Raw genomic sequence first — 18,852 nt, 5'->3', positions numbered from 1 at the left:
TAATAATGAAAATGAGGAGACTATATGGATATTATCGGAAAAGGGGTAACTCGAAAAGATGCCTGGGAAAAGGTGACAGGGCAGGCGATTTACACAGGAGACCGCGAAGAAGTAAAAACACTCCATGTTAAAAAGGTAATTAGTCCTTATGCACATGCCCTTATTAAAAATATTAATCTAACCAAAGCTGAAAAAGTTTCAGGCGTTCGTGCAATCATTACAGGTGGGAATTTACCGCTAACGGGAGAAGAAATCAGGGATCGGTACCCCATAGCTTTAGACAAAGTCCGCTATCATGGAGAAGTAGTTGCACTAGTTGTAGCTGATACATCAAAACAAGCAAAAATTGCAGCTGACAATATTCAAGTTATCTATGAACCTTTAGCCGTTGTCAATTCACCAACGGAAGCCTTAAATCCCAATTCCCCCCTACTCCACCCAAATTTAGATACTTATAAAAAAATATCCGAGGTATATCCCGAGCCAGGCACAAATATAGCAAACCGAACCAAAATCAGAAAAGGTGATAGAAAAACAGGTTGGCAAGAGAGCGAAATCATAATTGAGGAAAAGTTTTCTTTTTCCCCCTCCGACCATGCAGCCATGGAAACAAGATGTTCTTTAGCGGAAATTCACTCAGATGATAAGGTCATTATCACTTCTTCTTCTCAAGCGCCCTTCATGATCAAGCGTTTGATAAGTGATTACTTTGATGTTGAAATCGGAAAAGTCATAGTAAACACTCCACTTGTTGGAGGGGCATATGGTGGTAAAGCCTCGGTCCAACTTGAACTATTAGCTTATATCGCGTCAAAGGCCGTTAATGGCAGGCTAGTAAAAGTTGAAAATAGTCGTGAAGAGGATATTCTGACATCACCTTGTCATATTGGATTAGACGCTACCATTAAATTAGGTTGTACAAAATCTGGTTTGCTAAAGATGGCAGAGCTGACGTATTTATGGGACGGGGGAGCATATGCCGACAAAGCTACAGATCTAAGCCGTGCTGGAGCTGTAGATTGTACCGGACCTTACAATATAGAAAATATTTGGTGCGACTCTCTCTGTATGTATACAAATCATCCATATGCCTCGCCTTATCGAGGTTTTGCCCATTCAGAAGTTCTGTTTGCTTTTGAGCGGGCCATGGATTCTCTTTCAAAAAAGCTTGGAATGGATCCACTTGAACTTCGTGAAATGAATGCGATACTCCCAGGGAACTCCACCCCAACACAAGTTAAATTGAATTCGAGCACGGTAGGTAATCTCCCTAAATGCATACAGGTGCTTAAGAAAAAAATGAACTGGGAAGAGGGCCAGTTAGTTAAAATGAACGACAATATGTTAAGGGCAAAAGGAATCGCTTGTATTTGGAAAACGTCAACGATCGATACCAACGCTGGATCTGGTGTCATATTAACCTTTAACCCTGATGGCAGTGTAAACCTTATTTCAGGAGTAGTAGAAATCGGTACAGGAACAAAAACGATATTAGCACAGATTGTATCAGATAAATTAAAGGTCTCAATTGATCGTGTAAACGTTCAGATGAAGGTAAATACACAAAATACTCCAGAACATTGGAAAACGGTAGCAAGCCGCGGAACATTAATGGCAGGAAGGGCTGCGATTCAAGCTGCGGAAGATGCTCTTTCACAAATAAAGAAACTTGCTTCTTGTGTATTACGAGCTCCAATTGAAGACATCGTCCTTGGCAAGGAAAGGGTCTTTATGAGAGGGGAACCGAATATCGAAATTCCTTTCAAACGGCTAGTGTATGGGTATACATATCCTGACGGAAGCACGATTGGAGGACAAATCATCGGTAGAGGGCAATATACCATTCCACATATAACAAATTTAGATCCCGATACAGGTGCTGGCAGACCAGGTCCTGAATGGACTGTTGGCGCACAAGGGGTAGAAGTAGAGTATGACATAAATGAGTATACTTACAGGATAGTAAGGGCAATATCTGTCATTGATGCAGGAAAGGTTTTGAATCAAAAAACTGCAGAAGGACAAATAATGGGTGCAATGAGCATGGGCATAGCATTCGGCGGGCGTGAAACATTCTATTTCGATCACCTTGGCAGAGTATTAAACCCTCAACTCAGAACCTATAGACCGTTAAGATATGGAGAAAACCCTGAATATATTTGTGAATTTGTAGAAACACCACATTTAGAAGCCCCATATGGTGCAAGGGGCCTTGGAGAACATGGGCTTCTAGGTATGCCAGCTGCTTTAGGTAACAGTTTATCTTTGGCTGCGGGGATTCCTTTGAACCAGTTGCCATTACTTCCTGAACTCATTTGGAGGGGGAAGCGAGGGAGAAGAGATTAATGTTACCTTATAATTTTGATTATTATAAACCTCAATCGATAAAAGAAGCGATTGAACTTTATCAACTATTAAAATTACAAGAAAAAAAACCTATGTATTATGGTGGTGGGACTGAAATTTTAACATTAGGACGTTTAAATTTTATATACACCGATGCGATTATCGATTTAAAAGGGATTCCCGAATGCAATGCATTCGGGTTTCAACACCAAGAACTGATCATTGGCTCAACATTGAGTTTACGTGCAATCGAAGAAAATAAGCTATTTCCGCTATTATCGGATACTTCAAAAGAAGTTGCTGATTATACATCAAGAAATAAAATCACTATAGGTGGAAACATATGTGGTCAAATTTTTTATAGAGAGTCAGTTCTTCCATTTTTATTATCAAATAGTACTGTCATTATTGCAGGACCAAAAGGAACGAGGAAAGAATTTATTAATGAAGTTTTCCATAAAGAGCTACGACTTGACGAAGGTGAATTTCTCGTTCAAATTGTAACAGAAAAAGAATATCTGAAAGCTAAACACATTAGTGTAAAGAAGAGGCAGCAATGGAAAACGGGATATCCGCTTTTAACAGTTGCCTCATTAAAAAAAGAAGGATTTATTCGATTTGCATTCAGCGGGGTTTGTCCATATCCTTTTCGGTCAATTCAAATGGAAAACAAACTAAATGATAAGAGTTTATCTTTTAAAGATCGAATTTTAACCTCCTTTGAGTATTTACCAACTCCGGTTTTAAACGATATAGAAGGATCCAATGAATATAGATTATTTGTTTTAGAAAATACCCTTTCATACATTTTGTCATATATAGGTGGTGAGGAACATGAATAGCCATTCGGCGGATCGTAAAGTTACCATTCAATTAGAAATAAATAAAGAACAGTATGAGAGGGATATATTGGCATCGGATATATTGCTAGATGTTCTCCGAGATAAAATTGGACTTACAGGAGCTAAACCTGGATGTTTAAATGGAGATTGCGGCGCTTGTACGGTGATAATGAATAAACAGCCAATGAAATCCTGTTTAATGTTAGCCATTGAAGCAATCGATTCAGAAATCCTTACAATTGAAGGCCTCAAGAATACCCCGATTCAGAGAGCCTTTGTGGAACATTTTGCTTTTCAATGTGGGTATTGTACATCAGGATTTATAATGATTTGCCAGGCTTTACTCCTTAATGACAGGAACCCAAGTCCTGAAAAGATTGAAACATGGCTTTCTTCGAATATTTGTCGGTGTACCGGATATAAAGAAATTGAAAAAGCAATATATTCAGTAATAGAACTTTTAAATATAAAAAATCAAACAAATCAGTGACGTTTGCCCGTTAATATGAATAAAATGCCTACATGGGGAGTGGTGATATTGATTGAAACCTGTGTAGTTAATTCAGAAAAAAAAGTAATTCACTCCTTTCAGCGTAATCTCGAAATTACAACAGCCATCCTATTATTAACTGGACAAATCACAATCATTGGCGTTTTTGTAAGACCAAGCAGATTTAGTCTCTCATTAGGTGGGCCTCTTTTTGGAGGGCATCGTTTAGAAGGGAGGGACCACTCGCAAGCGGGAAATCTTTTTATCGATATATTGGACATCATTATTGCTATATTATTAATCAATGATGCCATACATGTGACAGGAATATTTATTTCGTCTGGTGATTTCACAATTAATGTTTCCGGTCCTATTTTTGGTTATCCTGAAGTTGTTCCGGCATTGCCAATTGAAGATTATAATTTTTTTAATTCGATTGTAAAGAAGCATTATAATGTTCCATCAGAGTTATTAACTACATTAAAAGGGAATGAGTAAAAAATGTCACTAACAGATATTCCTACAATTAAAAGTTCGAGAAACAATGCTTTTCTAATAGCCATTCCCATTATCATCTTCATATTTTTCTTCACTCAGCAAAAGTCCACAGATGTCTAAAAACTTTGATACTTTTAGAGTAATAAAGGTTTTTATCATTTCAGAGGTGAGGCCTTTTTATAGCTTTACCTTTTTTTGTTGTGCTTTTTGATGTTATATAGGGTAGAGATGGAAGCAAATAAATTTCGGACAAAGAATTGAAGGAGTCCATATCCACGAAATCTCCATTTTGAATAAACTTTGGATAAAAACCTAAAAACACAAGCATTAAATAGCGAACTAACATAGAAATGAGAGAGGGAATTTGATAGTAATTCCATATAAACTCTCTATTAGTTTTATTTTAACAATCGTCTATTCCCGAAGAAATCCCCTTTCAAGCCTGGAACTATGACCTGGCTGAATGCAAAAAGGTTTCAAAATACTTTATTCAGGAGGTAGATAAAAGTGGAAAAGAAAAAGATGATAATAGATGGAAAGAAGATATCTTATATTGAGAAAGGCAACGTTAATGATCCCCCAGTTCTTTTATTGCACGGGGTACCTGAGTCCAGCCTTTTGTGGAAGGAAATGATTCCATGCATTGTGTCTTGTGGATTTAGAACCATTGCACCTGATCTCCCAGGATTCGGCCAAAGTGAACAGTTTGATGAATCCTCAACATGGGAAAGATATGAACAGTTTGTATCGGATTTTACAAGGGAACTAAAACTAGATAAATTCCACCTTATTGTACATGACTGGGGCGGACTTATTGGACTGAAATGGGCATGTGATCATCCAGAAAGAATACTAAGTCTCTTTGTTTCAAATACAACCATATCAGTAGATTATAAGTGGCACTCACTTGCTCAGATTTGGAGAACACCAAATGTCGGAGAGAAAATAATGAAGCGAATGTCAGATGATGCCCAAGCTCAAACTGAATTGAAGAAAACGATTCCGAACATAGTTGACGGAATTCTGGAAGATTTCTTTCATGTCTTTAGAACACCCGAATCTTGTAAAGTCATCTTAGATCTATACCGTTCAGGAAATATAGAAAAGGTAAAATCGTACAATCAAAAACTAAATCAGATCAAAATACCTGTCACAATAATTTGGGGAGAGAAGGATCCTTATATACCGTTTGAATTTGCCTATAAGCTCCAGAAAGAAGGTTTCCCACATGCACAGGTTCACATCATTCAAAATGCCGGGCATTTTATCCAAATCGAAGTGCCTGATAAAGTGAATTCTTATATCCAACAGCATTTTAAAAACGTGTAAACCTTTTATAAGATATATAGAAGGGGAGAAGCGGATGAAACATCATCATTCCCCTTTTCGAACGTAACAATACTTTATGGATAATCTTATTGTATTATTAAAATAAGTACCTATAAAATAGGGAAATAAAGTAGTGAGTCTTTCACATTAACGCTGCGAGAAGTTAAGTATGACCAATGCTAATATGTTGAGAGATAATAATAGAAAAAGGCTTTGTGCATTATCAGGAGCTGGTTTGCAGCTCTTTTTCTTTTGCAACTATGGGGTAGAATAGTTTAAGAAAATTATTATACATAAATTATATAATTTGAGGAGAGAAAAGATGAAGACTAATTATATTGAATTTTGGAGACAATCCATGGTAGATCATAATGGTAAAGTCCCGAATCGACTAAAAGATGATGCAGCAGAAGAAGCTTTTTGGTCATCCATGGTTGAAAGGAAAAAACAACATAAAGCGGACCCTTATACTAAACAAGTGCACCAAGAGTTACTGCCATTATTAAATCGCGAAGACCATGTATTGGAAATTGGTCCTGGCTGGGGCAATTACACCTTTGATATTGCAAAAGAGGTCAGGAAGCTAACTTGTATTGATAGTTCTAAAAGCATTATCAGTTTTTTGGCATCTCAGGCGTACGAAAAAGGTACCGAGAACATGGATTTGATTCATGATAAGTGGGAAAGTGAGACGAAAAGGGATAAATATGATGTAGTATTTGGTTTTAATTGTTATTACCGTATGATCGATATCGGTCACACCTTATTAAAAATGAATGAGTCAGCAACCCGTTTAGTGATAGTCGGTATGACGACAGGACCAGAAAAACCTCATTATATGGAATTGGAGAAACGAGGATATACAATCAATTTAAGAAAACGGGATTACATACACATCTTGAATGTATTGTATCAACTAGGAATACTGGCGGACTGCAAGATCGTGAAATTGAAAAGTAAAAAAATCTATTCTACATATGAAGAAATGATTCGTGATAATACGACAAAAATTCTCGATGAACAATTTTCCTATGATGAAGTAAAAACAATCCTTAATAAATATGTTGTGGAAAAAGAAGGCGTTTTTGAATACGAATATCCGTTTCATGCAGCTTTGATGTATTGGAATCCTAAGGAATTTTGAGTAATCCAGTATCATTGTTTTTTTCTCTTTTTGGGGACCTTCAGGAAAAAAGGTATTTTTTTGTTAATATTCGCAAAATATACTGAACATGCCCCAAAAAAACCAAAGAAATTCGGAGAGTGATTGATAAATGAAAGAAATATCCGAAAAGAGATTTTGTGAAACATGTAAAAAGGAGACAGTGCACACAGTAAGGGAAGATGCATTAGAAATAGAATATTCATGTAATGAATGCAATCGGCACCAGGAGATTTACAAAACATTTTTTTAATGATATTCAATTAATTTGAAGGGAGTTTAAATCATTCATTGATCCCATTGGTGGAAAGTTTTAAAATTATGAAGGACCCAGGAAAACAATGCCAGCCAAGTTTTAACATTTGGAAAAAATGGTATCACAAATGGCGCAGGACTTATTTCAGATAGGTTCTAAGACTTTGGAAACAAAACAAATTAAGAGGCATTCATTCCATCTACCACTATAAACGAAAAGTTTAGTTTATACAGGGAATCGTTGTAGAGCACAAGGTTTCAGCGATTTTTCAGCGATTGATGGGAAAAGCGGGATAACATCCAAAGAAAAGGAATGGCGTTTCTTTGGATGGGGTCACTTTATCATGCGAAATAAGCTTTGTGCACGTTTTATCTAAGGACCCATTTAGACAATCATTTAAAAACTGAACATAGGTAAATTTCTAAAATTCATTTCAACGGCATGCAATATGTGATATATTGCATACTACATATTGGTATTTTGAGGAGGAAATAGCCGTTGGTACATTCAGATTCAACTCAAAAAATCAAACGTACTTCTGTACGTGAAGAAGCGTACATAATCTTGCGGGATTGGATTGTCCAGGGAACACTTTCTCCAAGCCAACAATTACGTGACAAAGAATTAGCCGAACAATTAGGAGTAAGCCGTACTCCTATAAGAGAAGCACTATTAAGGCTCGAGGATGAGGGGTTTGTGGAGACAAAGCCGAGCCGTTCAACTATTGTTTCCCCTATTCGGTTCGATGGAGTATTAAATATATATTCTATTGTTTGGACACTGGAAAAGTTAGCTATGGCACAGGCTTTTGATATCTTAGAAGAAAAACACTTAAATGAGATGGAAGTCATCAATCAGGAAGTGAAAAAAGCAATTGTCGAAGGAAATCAATTAGCTGCCGTCCAGAAGGATAATGACTTTCACTCCATTTACATCAATCTTCCAGCAAATGATGAATTGAAGCGGATTCTATCTGGTCTAAAACAAAAACTATTACGAATAGAACTGTATTACTTCAATCAGGTAATTGGTGTACATCTTTCCGGTAATGAGCATGATCTAATCATACAGGCATTAAGACAAAGAAATCTCTCGATGGTGCTTGAAATGATAGAAAAGAATTGGAAAGAAAGTTATTTTAGGATTCAAGCCCATATGGATCGTGTAAAAGGTGGGGAAGAAAAAGATGAGTAATGATACTTTAGCCGATGTATCACCTTCAAGAAATAAAGGGATCGCTCTAGTACTTACCGGCGCTGCATTATGGGGAGTATCAGGAACGGCAGCCCAATATCTATTTCAACGGCAAGGTTTCAGTCCTGAGTGGCTCACGGTGGTACGCTTATTGCTTTCAGGCGTAATCTTATTGGGGATTGCTTTTAAAAATGAAAGAAAACAGGTTTTTGGCATTTGGAAAACTAAAAAAGATGCGCTTCAAATTATCCTTTTTGCCATTCTGGGAATGCTCGCCGTTCAATACACATATTTTGCAGCAATTGAATATGGCAACGCAGCCACTGCCACTGTCCTTCAATACTTAGCGCCGGCCCTGATCACTTGTTATTTAGCCATTCGTTCCAAACGTTTTCCGACCATTACTGTGAGTGTAGCTGTGATCATAGCGATTTTTGGCACTTTTTTGCTTGTGACGGGGGGAAGCATACGTACACTTTCCATATCCGGTTGGGCAGTATTTTGGGGAGTAACATCAGCCTTTGCATTGGCTTTTTATACTTTGCAACCTTATGAACTCCTTTCAAGATGGGGTTCAAAGATTGTTGTGGGATGGGGCATGTTGATTGGAGGCATTTGTTTTAGTATGGTCCATCCTCCTTGGGCATTTGAAGGCAATTGGACTTTACCTTCTTTTTCAGCGGTTTTGTTCATCATCATTTTCGGTACGATCATTGCCTTTTATTTTTATTTGGAAAGTACGAAATACATCACAGCTTCGGAGGTAAGTTTATTTGCTTCGGTTGAGCCATTATCCGCAACCATTATATCCGTTATCTGGCTGAATGTAACATTCGGTTTTGCCGAATGGCTTGGCACACTTTGCATTATAAGCACCATTACGATTTTATCGATAGCAAAAAGCAAGTAGTTCCAATTATCAAAAACTGGAGCATAAATAAAATTAAACAATAAAACTAATAAACTACCATGTAATGTTCACGGATACTAAAGTTGTGTGATAAATAATAAAGTCGTTAAAAAAACATGATGCTTGTTTAAAAATCGGGGCTTTTTTTATGCCCTCTTTTCCATATCATGTATAATAAACCATGGAATATTTTTATACACTTGCAGTATGGAGGAAGAAAAATGAAGATAATAGAGCTACCAATCGATTTGAATTTAATAAACAACAAAATCACATTTATCCTAACTTAATTATATTGAATAATGAACTGACTTTGGTCGATACAGGGTATTCAAATCCCTTACCTTTAATTGATAATGAAATTTTTAAAAATAGATATGAAGTGAAGAATTTAAAAAATATAATCATTACTCACTATATTTGTACTCCAATTTTTCATTATTAACTATCAGGAAAGTTGAAGTAGGGGCCAAAAAAAAAGCGATATAAAAAGCGGGCGACAAAATAATATTAACAGTTCATTTAAAGGGTGCGACTCTTGAATAAAGTTATTTTCTCAATGAACGGGTGCAATAGTTGCCATGGCTTTTTATGATAACCAATCCCCAATTTAGAAATTTTAAAAAACAGAAGACCAGTCTGATGAACCGGACTGGTTTTTTTATATCAATACTCTTTATTTATATATGGAGTATCTTTTGAATAGGCTTTGTTAAACATTATTGTAGAGTTTTAAATAGAATATACCACTAATTGTGGTCTTCATTGGGACTTAGGATTTACTCATACTTCACTACTGTATTTTAGGATATCTTCCAGATTGACAGTCCAACCCCTTACATATTGCCTCTAAAGTCGAACATCTAATAGCGTTTGCCTTTCCATTTTTCAATATAGAAAGATTAGCCATTGTTATTCCAACCCTCTTCAAAACTTCTGTCACTTTTTTGTACTTCTAAACCAAACCCTTTATTTGATTAGCGGCTTCTTTATTTTTGTTAAAAACTTTATGAAAACTAAAAATGAATTTTTTCGTTCATTTAACCAAAACATAAAATATTATTTAAATACTGCTGATTATAAATGATCAGAAATGATTGTTTGAAATCACCTAAAAGGTGGAGTGAAAAAAGTGGAAAATCATATTACTTACCTTCTAGAACATTATGGGTACTTCGGAATAATATTTGCTTTAATCGGAGGTATTGTAGGACTTCCTATACCCGACGAGGTGCTTCTTACATATATTGGTTACACTGTGTATCAGGGTAAATTATCTTACTTAATTTCGATAGTAAGTGCCTTTGTAGGAGCAACAGGGGGGATTTCGCTTAGCTACTTCATTGGTAATAAATTTGGGTTGCCTTTGTTAGAAAAGTTTGGACCAAAAATTCACATTACCGAACAAAAAATTAATGCAACCAAGAAATTATTCAAGAAATTCGGACCCTATTTTTTATTTTTTGGTTATTTTATTCCTGGGGTACGGCACATTACAGCGTATATAGCAGCTGTCAATCGCTTCCCATTTAGAAAATTTGTTATTTACGCCTATACTGGTGCATTAATTTGGTGTTTTACTTTTATCACTCTAGGAAGAATATTAGGGGAAAATTGGACCAATGTTGAAAAATATTTGTCAACATACAGGATTTATTTAATTACAAGTTTATTGGTCCTTTCAATATTAAGTTATTTTTTATGGAAGAGAAGAAATCGATAATGAAGGGGTATTTCATAAAAGTCGCTTCTTTAAAAGAATAAAATTCCAGAAGCCGTTAAAAAATTCAACTTGTTTTTTATTACGAATCTTAAGGCAAGTGTGTTACTTTCTGGCTTCTGTATTTACCAGGATAGTTTTTCCTCTAATATTTATGAATAGCGAAAGAATATATAGAAAATGCTATATAAATGCGGAGATTGTTCAACGTCAGGGGGGACTTCCTTGTTCAATCAGATAGTTAAAGCTGTACCCAATTTATTTACGATTGGAAATTTATTGTGCGGTGTACTCTCAATTACTAATATGATGAGTGGCTTTTTGCAAGTAGCCGCCGTTTTTATTTTCTTTTCGGCTTTTTTAGATCTTCTTGATGGAAGGATTGCAAGAAAATTAAAAGTGAACAGTGAATTTGGCGTGGAATTGGATTCCTTGGCTGATATTATTAGTTTCGGAGTTGCTCCCGCACTTCTATTTCATTCGATAGCAGCACCATCAATTTTAACGTCTTTGGCATTTATCCTTTTCCCAACTATGGGGGCATTAAGATTAGCTAAGTTTAGTGTTAATCCAACCATTGGGTATTTTAAAGGATTGCCTATTCCAGCAGCTGGATTACCATTGGCTGGCATGGGATTCTTTTTATATAGCAATGCGTGGATTACCTTAATACTCGCGTTCTTAATGGTAAGTCCAATTAGGGTGAAAAAACTATAATTTCGTTATCCTTTGTAAAAAAGCTAGTAACCTTTTTAGAAAAGGGTACAGCTTTTTTATTTTATCCATAACCTTTTTGATCCCCTAAAACAAGATTAGGATTTCATTGACATAGAAAATGATTTCATTATTTGTAATCAGATCTAAAGTTGAAGAAAAAATTCACACTAAAGTTTCTTTTAATAAAAAATGGAGGCATTTATATGTCATACTTAATAACTGTATATGAACAGCACAGTTATCTGATATTATTCATTGGGATTTTTCTAGAACTCATGGCTCTACCAATTTCAGGTGAATTTTTAATGAGCTACGCTGGGTATTTTGTTTTTCAGGGAACAATGAATTACCCTTTGGCACTCCTGACTGTCTTTGTTGCAGGAGGTGGGGGAATAACTGCAACCTATTGGATTGGTAGGGCAGGTGGGTATAAACTAATTGAGAAATATGGAAGGTATATCCATATGGGACCGGAAAGATATAAAAAAACCTCCGCTTGGTTTGAGCGTTCAGGCAGAAAATTATTGGTCTTTGCTTATTTCATTCCAGGAATTAGACATTTCAGTGGTTACATTTCAGGGATTTCTAGAATGCCGTTTCGAAAATTTATTATTCCAGCTTATATAGGTTCATTTTTATGGGGATTTTGTTTTATAACTCTAGGAAAAGTATTGGGACCTCGCTGGGAGGCCTTCCATCATTCAGCAAGTAAATATTTCATTATTTTTATTATTATTTTCGGGGTATTGTTAGTTGGGTATTTCACTTATCGGTTTTATAAAGTTCAAATTAAAAACATATTTATTCATGTAATTAAATGGTTAACAAATCGACTAAAAACCATAAGAAAAACAGAAATCTTTCTTATTTTTCTCACTTTAGTTTTAATCGGTATGGTGACCTTGATGCTGGGGATGGCTCAAGACTATTTAAATAATGAGTTTACTCAGTTTAATGAAATTGCTGTATATATAGTGGATTCTTCAATATATATGAGTTGGATGAAAGGGTTGTTAGTATTTCAATCCCCTTATGTACTTGGAGTAATTATTGGTGTAACGGTCATCCGCATTTGGAGGAAGAGAAGAAATAGGCTGCTTGAGTATCTTTTACTTATCGTTTCGATTTTAGGAGCTAGGCTGTTTCATGAATCAATTATGCAGATTTTTTCCTATCTCCAATCATTACGGTTCGTGGGGAAGTATCATTCCTCAAATTTTCCTGATATAAATGCCACTATTACAATAATCATTTATGGAACATGCTTATTTTTACTTATTCGTCATTCGAAAAAAAAATATACTTCCATATTCATTCCATTAATTGGGTTATTATTATTAGTGTGGTTAACAATTGCAAATATTGCATCGACCGAATTACTTCCAAGTGATATTTTGGGTGGATATGTATATGGCGGTGTCTGGATATCATTTATCTTCTTGTTGTTTGAAATGTTAAGACTTGTAATTGAAAAGTATTGAATTGAAAATACATATTCCTGTATTCGAGGATGAAATTCAGTTTGAGGGTAATAAAGTCATTGTAGAACATAACGGTAAATCAGGAATAGAAACCTCATTGAAATCTGGAATCGACTTGATTTTATTGGGTGTTATGTTACCTGGGTTAAATGGAATGTAGGTACTAATGAAAGCGGGTAGACCAGCTCTTTCTAAATTCTCTTTAAATATTTTGTGCAATCCACGATAATTTAAAGGCTTAGTTTTTTATATTAAAGGTCGGTTTACTATTATGTTTGTTACTCAAAAAGAATTTCTAAATAGTCTTGAAATACCGTTAAGGAATTGGGATTAAGGGAGAGGGGTGGTTTTTTTCCCTTTTCCTTGAACTAAATGTATTTCCCCCATGTTAAATCCACTAATTCTTGACTTCTCATTCCTCTTGGTGCAAGTAATTAAACACTAATTCATTGGGATCGCGGATCATGTCTAATGGGTAAATAATTTCTGCTTCTGTAAGGGCTATATTAAGATGAATTTTATCTGCTTTAAGTAGCTTGAATACTTGCTGCGAAGTCAGACTTCATCATGTAATATATAGGCCTTTTAAGCCCTCTGTGACTGGATATGGTTTTGGGAGTTTAATCTATACAGTTCTTCTTCATTCCGGTTTCTATTCACTGACTATCCCTCTTATTCCATGTTGTTAATAGTATAATTTCCAACATAGAGATCCAGCAAGATATCAAAAAAATGGGCGTGAAACAATCCATTTTAGCTTTTAATTTTCTCAATGCTATTCTCCAAAGATTGAATCATGGCATCTTGTGTAGTTTCTAAGTTATTCAGATTAGGGATATCAAAAAGTACTTATTCGACCATCAACATTAATATGATTGAGTCTTTTTAAGCCTTTATAGCTGATTCCACCAAACCCCGTGTTTAGAACATAAATTAACAGGGAGGAGTTAATTTGAAGAATTTCCAAATATTCAAAGGTATTCAAATGATTATGTCCTGAAATAATAAGAAAAATTGCAGGAGAAACCAAATGAAAAACAATAAATTGTATCAAGTAATTATCGCTATTTTTATAATTGTCTTAATGGTCGATCACTCGGTCTATGCAATGGAATGGGAAGATGAAGAAGTACCAATAAACTTTAAAATTGAGATGTTACCTTGGGAGATTGTAAACAGCATTATCCCTAATAAAACAAATTTTACCATTATTGATATTGAAACTGGTTTATCATTTAAGGTTCAACGAAGAGCAGGTAGCCATCATGCCGATGTACAGCCACTAACCAAAGAAGATACTCAAATCATGAAGAAAATTTATAATAATAAATGGAGTTGGAATAGAAGAGCCATTATTGTATTAATCAATAATCAAATGATTGCTGCATCTATGCACGGAATGCCACATGGTGCTGGTGCTCTACAAAATGGTTTTTCAGGTCATTTCTGTGTTCATTTTTCTGGAAGCATTACGCATCGTTTGAAAAACGAAGATCTTTCTCATAAATTAATGGTATTGAAAGCGGCTGGTAAGCTTGATGATTATCTACAAACGGTAAGTCCATATGAACTTATACGTATTTTTACCATTGCCATTAATCAAGAAAATCAGAAATTATTAGCAATGACCTTATCAAATCCGAGTCATCCTAATCGTGTCAATAAACTTGTTAAAGATATTACATATTTTGGCGTAGTTGACCCTTTAAGACAACCGCCTGAACAACTAAATGGGCTTTTTCTCGTGGATGTACCCGTTCAAGCAGCTATTTATAAGAAGAGAGAAGGCAAAGAAATAAAGGTTATGCATTTTATGATCAGAAGGGAAAGTTTGACTGATCGTTGGTATATTGATCAAGATTTTCTCTATGAAGACTTAAAATAGGATTTGTGAAGTAAGGTGCAGTAATATAATGGGGGTGCATTCAATTGAGATTAACATGGATTGCCGGAATTTTACTATTCGTTCAACAAGTGAATATTTCTGAAAGCTTATCGGTAACCCATGAAGGACGAACGATTGCCAGTGTCAACCATTCTGATATTACCATGCCCTTACTAGATGTTCCTATCATGGACTTGGATAAATACAATCAATTTGTCAAAAAAATAGACCAGCAAGTGTACCAAAAACCTGTAAATGCCACAATAGACAAACAAGGTAATATTCTTCCTGGGCGAGTAGGTTACAAGCTATACCATCAAGCATTTAATGAGCAATTATTTTATTCCTTTTTGCACAGAAGTAGAGCAAACAAACTAGAAGTACCTTTGCTTGCTATTCATCCAAAAGTTGACAGCGAATTACTTGCGGAGATTCGTGAAAAAAAGATAGGTGAATATAGAACCTATTTTAATGTGAACAACAAAAATCGTTCAAATAATATCTCACTTGCTACAGAAGCCATTAATAATTATGTCGTGTTTCCAGGAGAGGTGTTTTCTTTTAACCAAGCCGTTGGCAAGAGATCAGAAGATAAAGGGTATTTGCTCGCTCGAGTTATCGTTAAAGGAGAGTTTTCTGAAGGGATTGGTGGAGGGATTTGTCAGGTGTCATCCACCCTATTTAATGCTATCGACAATGCAGGGTTGCAAACAACTCAACGCTATTCCCATACTAGGAGCGTTCCGTATGTTCCATCTGGCCGCGATGCTACAGTAAGCTGGTATGGTCCTGATTTTAGTTTTAAAAACAAGTACAATCAACCTATTCTAATCCAAGCTACAACGCAAGGAGGAATGGTAAGTATCATGATTTACTCTTCAGAAATGATTAATTATAAGACACGAAAAGTTCCCGCCGCTTCAAATCAGCTATCAAAAGAACAAATTTACCGTTCGTAAAAATACACTTTTACGAACGGGTTACTTTTTATAAAATTCCCTATTTTTAAAGTCCGTATTATGTAAACAATTTTCACGAATTTCTTTACATAATAGTGAGTAGCATAGAAGAAACTCGTAAAAAAAACAGCCTTTGCTTATGGAATCTAAGGGGGAAATAGCTTTTTCTTAATGCAACGCAACTATCCTGGCAGTGTAGTGTATGTTTAATTTTATATATCACAAGAAATATCAAAAGAAAGAAATTGATACCTCTATAAGTATTAGGCGCTATATTCTACTTTGAAGATTGTTTCCACGGAAGATTAGCAAATAACAGGAAGATAATTGACGTTGCCTTTGATTACGATTATTCTTCGCAAGAAGCATATAGCAGAGCCTTTAACAAGACCGGGGAATGGTGTAGAATGAATGTTTCTAGAAAAGTACGCCTTAAATGATGAAGAGAAAACCGGTAAGCGGGTAAGCCAGTCCGTTCTAGAATCTCCTTAAATAATTTGCAATCCACGAAGATTTAAAGGCTTATTTTTTTGAAAGGCTCTTTTCGTAAAGATTGTTGTTTTTAAAACGAAACTATTTAAGGTTGATTGGAGCGGAAGTGCTAGACTCCTGCGGGAGCATCTGGAGGGGAAATCAACCACAACTCACTACCTGCTAAATAGAACAAAGTATGTGAAAACAGCCTTTTGAAAAGATCGGTTCATTGTAATGTTTTTGCTGCTCCAAAAGGGTTTCTTGATTATCTTGAAATAACGGTAAGACAATAGGATGAAGGGGGAGGAGGCGTTCTTTTCTCCCTTTTCCTCGAACTAAAATCGTTTGATTTTCTAAATTAACTTGCTCCAATATTAAATATTACATCCACTAATTCCTGACGTCTCATTCCTGTTGTTGTGTGTAGTTTAAACATTAATTCCTTCCTAATTCTTGCGGTCGCGGATCATGTTCTAAATAGGTAAATAATTTGTGAAGCTCCTGTAAGGTCATATATTTAGGTAATTTCTTATCTGCTTGAGGTGCTTGAATACTGCTGTGAAGTCAGACTTCATGTAATTTTCTTTTAAACAATATTCACTAAATGATTTTAAGCACGAAATGCGGCGTTGTAGCGTTCTTGGCTTAATACCATGATTAATGACCTGACCTTGCACAAAACGCCGCACACTGGACGATGTGAGATCATCTAAGTCCAATGATCAGTTGTTAGCAGTTAAAAACTCACCGTAGAGCTTCAAATCGAATTCGCAACTAGTTAATGTGTTCAAGGAGGAGTAATTTCCCTCAACTTCTAAGTACATGAGATAATCATCCGAAGCTTGAACGTAATTCATAATTATCAGACCTACTGGGCATTATTCAGTCCAACCCAAGGAAGTATGTTCGAAACCATTGATTATGAGACCTAGCCGACTTATAGAAAAATCCCCGAGTGTTATTATAAGTAGCATTGAATATTATAGTCAATTGAACCAAGTTAGGGGACAAGGCTGTGACCACTTGGTACTATTATGTTTGTTTCTAGTTTACATAATATATATTATAGGAAGTTGTGTTTTAATTGTTATTTTTATCTCATATCTTAAGAATACTTAACTTAGTGAGACGAATATTGAATTTTCGATTCTAACAATTATTATTCATCTTATTCTAAAAAAAATTTAATTGACTGTCGTTATATTATCTAATTTAAAAAGATCTTTAATCTTTATTAAAATTTGACGGTTTATAATGAATTAAATTAATTATATTCAATGTCATTTAATTGGCTATTTTTTAGTTGTTCCTTATAATTTTCTGTTAATAGCATATATAATGTGATTTTTTCGCGAAGAATTATTTTATAGTCGTGATTTACTCCATTAAAGCACTTTAGTTAGCATTTACCTACTAGTCAATTCACTCTCAGGATATCTAAATGCTTCGTTGTAGAAATTACATCTATTTTCTGCTGACCCTTTGTGTAAAAAACGGAAGCGCCTTCTCTTTCTCCCTTTTTCCATCCATTCGCTTTAAGGGCTAATTCATAACCATATGGTATGCCGTTTTCTTCCGACGCCCTTGACCACTCATAATTTTTCCCGTGTTCATTTTCCATTACAAGCTTAGCATTTTTAGGTACAGGGACCTCATATAAACCTTCTGTAGTTTCGTATAGTGATAAATTAATGAAATAATAAATTATTCCCCCACCTATCAAAAGCGCAGCTATAGCTAGTGTCCAACCAATCTTTTCCTTCATTTTGCTTATCCTTTTCTTTCATAGACCCTTTTTTAAGCCGAGAAATACGATTCAATATCTACATATTCTATGCAAACGGTACATTTCCTATATAACCATCCTGCCTCTCCTCATTTTATTATATTAATATATAAATATAATGGAGAAATGAGAAAAATCCCGGGGTTACATTTCGATTAAATTATATAAATATAATTTAATTTTACGACGAATCTCTCCAATGTACCGCTTTCCTACCAAAAATAATCATAGGGTCGTCTATGCCACATGATTCCCTCCAGTCGTTAAAATAAAAGAATTAGCCATTAAATATCGAATCCGTTCTGTTATTAATAAGATTACATACAGCTTTAATTCCATACTTACTCAAATGGAATTTATATCGTTTATTTCCGTTACGATTAATTTCATTTTTTTATTTAGGATAAAGTTCAGCAGCTTAAAGAGCATAGTAAGATTAATATGACAGTCTTGATTCATTAACTTAATAAGTTCTAGCACATTTATCTTGGTAAAATGATAATTGGTAGCTATTTTAAACTGTGCACCATTTATTTTTAAGTGAGTGAATATATATTACAATTGGTCTTTACTTGCCTAGATATTAGCCTGCATACAACGGATTAATACATAGCTAGTTCAGTTACATAACCAGGACCTCCCTATTTAAGTAAATAGCAAGGTTATTGGCATAATTAATATATTCCCTTTTATTTATGGACCAGTAAAGTTACTGAGAAGCTTTTAAAGTGAATTTGCACGACATTTAATGCTTTTTAGGAGTCTCTATATAAATGTTATGTTTTACATTAAGGTAGTGAGAT

The 18,852-nt window shown here is 35.0% G+C and carries 15 protein-coding genes and 3 pseudogenes; 16 read left to right on the top strand and 2 right to left on the bottom strand.

From position 1 onward, the window contains the following. Positions 1-24 precede the first annotated feature (24 nt). The 9 genes and pseudogenes from UP17_RS12015 to UP17_RS11975 form a co-directional block, all read left to right on the top strand. Positions 25-2,346, top strand: a complete 2,322-nt coding sequence (locus UP17_RS12015; protein WP_061463222.1) for a xanthine dehydrogenase family protein molybdopterin-binding subunit — start codon at positions 25-27, stop codon at positions 2,344-2,346. Then, positions 2,346-3,188: an FAD binding domain-containing protein gene (locus UP17_RS12010; protein ID WP_061463221.1), complete on the top strand. Its 843-nt coding sequence runs from the start codon at positions 2,346-2,348 to the stop codon at positions 3,186-3,188. The genes UP17_RS12015 and UP17_RS12010 overlap by 1 nt, the downstream gene beginning before the upstream one ends. Continuing rightward, positions 3,181-3,678, top strand: coding sequence for a (2Fe-2S)-binding protein (locus tag UP17_RS12005; protein ID WP_061463220.1), 498 nt, complete (start codon positions 3,181-3,183; stop codon positions 3,676-3,678). The genes UP17_RS12010 and UP17_RS12005 overlap by 8 nt, the downstream gene beginning before the upstream one ends. 42 nt (positions 3,679-3,720) lie before the next feature. After that, positions 3,721-4,176, top strand: coding sequence for a hypothetical protein (locus UP17_RS12000; protein ID WP_434218688.1), 456 nt, complete (start codon positions 3,721-3,723; stop codon positions 4,174-4,176). A 507-nt stretch (positions 4,177-4,683) separates the two neighbouring features. Further along, positions 4,684-5,505 (top strand): alpha/beta fold hydrolase, encoded by an 822-nt coding sequence (locus UP17_RS11995; protein WP_061463219.1) that lies wholly within the window; start codon positions 4,684-4,686, stop codon positions 5,503-5,505. 322 nt (positions 5,506-5,827) lie between these two features. After that, positions 5,828-6,649, top strand: coding sequence for a methyltransferase domain-containing protein (locus tag UP17_RS11990; RefSeq protein ID WP_061463218.1), 822 nt, complete (start codon positions 5,828-5,830; stop codon positions 6,647-6,649). Positions 6,650-7,421: 772 nt separating this feature from the next. Beyond that, positions 7,422-8,117 (top strand): GntR family transcriptional regulator, encoded by a 696-nt coding sequence (locus tag UP17_RS11985; RefSeq protein ID WP_061463217.1) that lies wholly within the window; start codon positions 7,422-7,424, stop codon positions 8,115-8,117. Continuing rightward, positions 8,110-9,027, top strand: a complete 918-nt coding sequence (locus UP17_RS11980; RefSeq protein ID WP_061463216.1) for a DMT family transporter — start codon at positions 8,110-8,112, stop codon at positions 9,025-9,027. The genes UP17_RS11985 and UP17_RS11980 overlap by 8 nt, the downstream gene beginning before the upstream one ends. A gap of 221 nt (positions 9,028-9,248) precedes the next feature. Further along, positions 9,249-9,445: pseudogene (locus tag UP17_RS11975) on the top strand (MBL fold metallo-hydrolase); the annotation flags it as partial. Positions 9,446-9,810: 365 nt separating this feature from the next. Here the strand turns inward: UP17_RS11975 and UP17_RS26490 are convergent. Further along, a pseudogene (locus tag UP17_RS26490) lies at positions 9,811-9,970 on the bottom strand (helix-turn-helix domain-containing protein). A gap of 189 nt (positions 9,971-10,159) precedes the next feature. Between UP17_RS26490 and UP17_RS11970 the strand changes: the two are divergent. The 7 genes and pseudogenes from UP17_RS11970 to UP17_RS26485 form a co-directional block, all read left to right on the top strand. Then, positions 10,160-10,750 carry a DedA family protein gene (locus UP17_RS11970; protein ID WP_061463214.1) on the top strand — a complete coding sequence of 197 codons (591 nt, stop codon included), beginning with the start codon at positions 10,160-10,162 and terminating at the stop codon, positions 10,748-10,750. Positions 10,751-10,972: 222 nt separating this feature from the next. After that, complete coding sequence (gene pssA, locus UP17_RS11965; protein WP_061463213.1) at positions 10,973-11,464, top strand: CDP-diacylglycerol--serine O-phosphatidyltransferase; 492 nt, start codon at positions 10,973-10,975, stop codon at positions 11,462-11,464. 149 nt (positions 11,465-11,613) lie between these two features. Further along, the gene (locus UP17_RS11960) at positions 11,614-12,945 is read left to right on the top strand and encodes a VTT domain-containing protein (RefSeq protein ID WP_250211799.1); all 1,332 of its coding nucleotides are present in this window, start codon (positions 11,614-11,616) and stop codon (positions 12,943-12,945) included. Position 12,946: 1 nt separating this feature from the next. Beyond that, a complete protein-coding gene (locus UP17_RS27605; protein WP_155727315.1) occupies positions 12,947-13,105 on the top strand; it encodes a response regulator in 159 nt (52 codons plus the stop codon). A gap of 870 nt (positions 13,106-13,975) precedes the next feature. Then, entirely contained in the window at positions 13,976-14,830 is an 855-nt protein-coding gene (locus UP17_RS11955) for a hypothetical protein (RefSeq protein WP_061463211.1), read from the top strand. Positions 14,831-14,874: 44 nt separating this feature from the next. After that, complete coding sequence (locus UP17_RS11950) at positions 14,875-15,789, top strand: VanW family protein (RefSeq protein ID WP_081108802.1); 915 nt, start codon at positions 14,875-14,877, stop codon at positions 15,787-15,789. Between the two features lie 250 nt (positions 15,790-16,039). Then, positions 16,040-16,223, top strand: a pseudogene (locus tag UP17_RS26485) (AraC family transcriptional regulator); the annotation flags it as partial. A 1,457-nt stretch (positions 16,224-17,680) separates the two neighbouring features. On the opposite strand, the gene UP17_RS11945 reads toward UP17_RS26485, so the two are convergent. Beyond that, positions 17,681-18,028: a hypothetical protein gene (locus UP17_RS11945; protein WP_061463209.1), complete on the bottom strand. Its 348-nt coding sequence runs from the start codon at positions 18,026-18,028 to the stop codon at positions 17,681-17,683. Positions 18,029-18,852: the final 824 nt, after the last annotated feature.

This window comes from Peribacillus simplex (genome assembly GCF_001578185.1).
In the GTDB taxonomy this organism is placed as follows: domain Bacteria; phylum Bacillota; class Bacilli; order Bacillales; family DSM-1321; genus Peribacillus; species Peribacillus simplex_A.
Note: the sequence above shows the minus strand (reverse complement) of the source record. Positions and strands in the feature narration are given on the sequence as shown.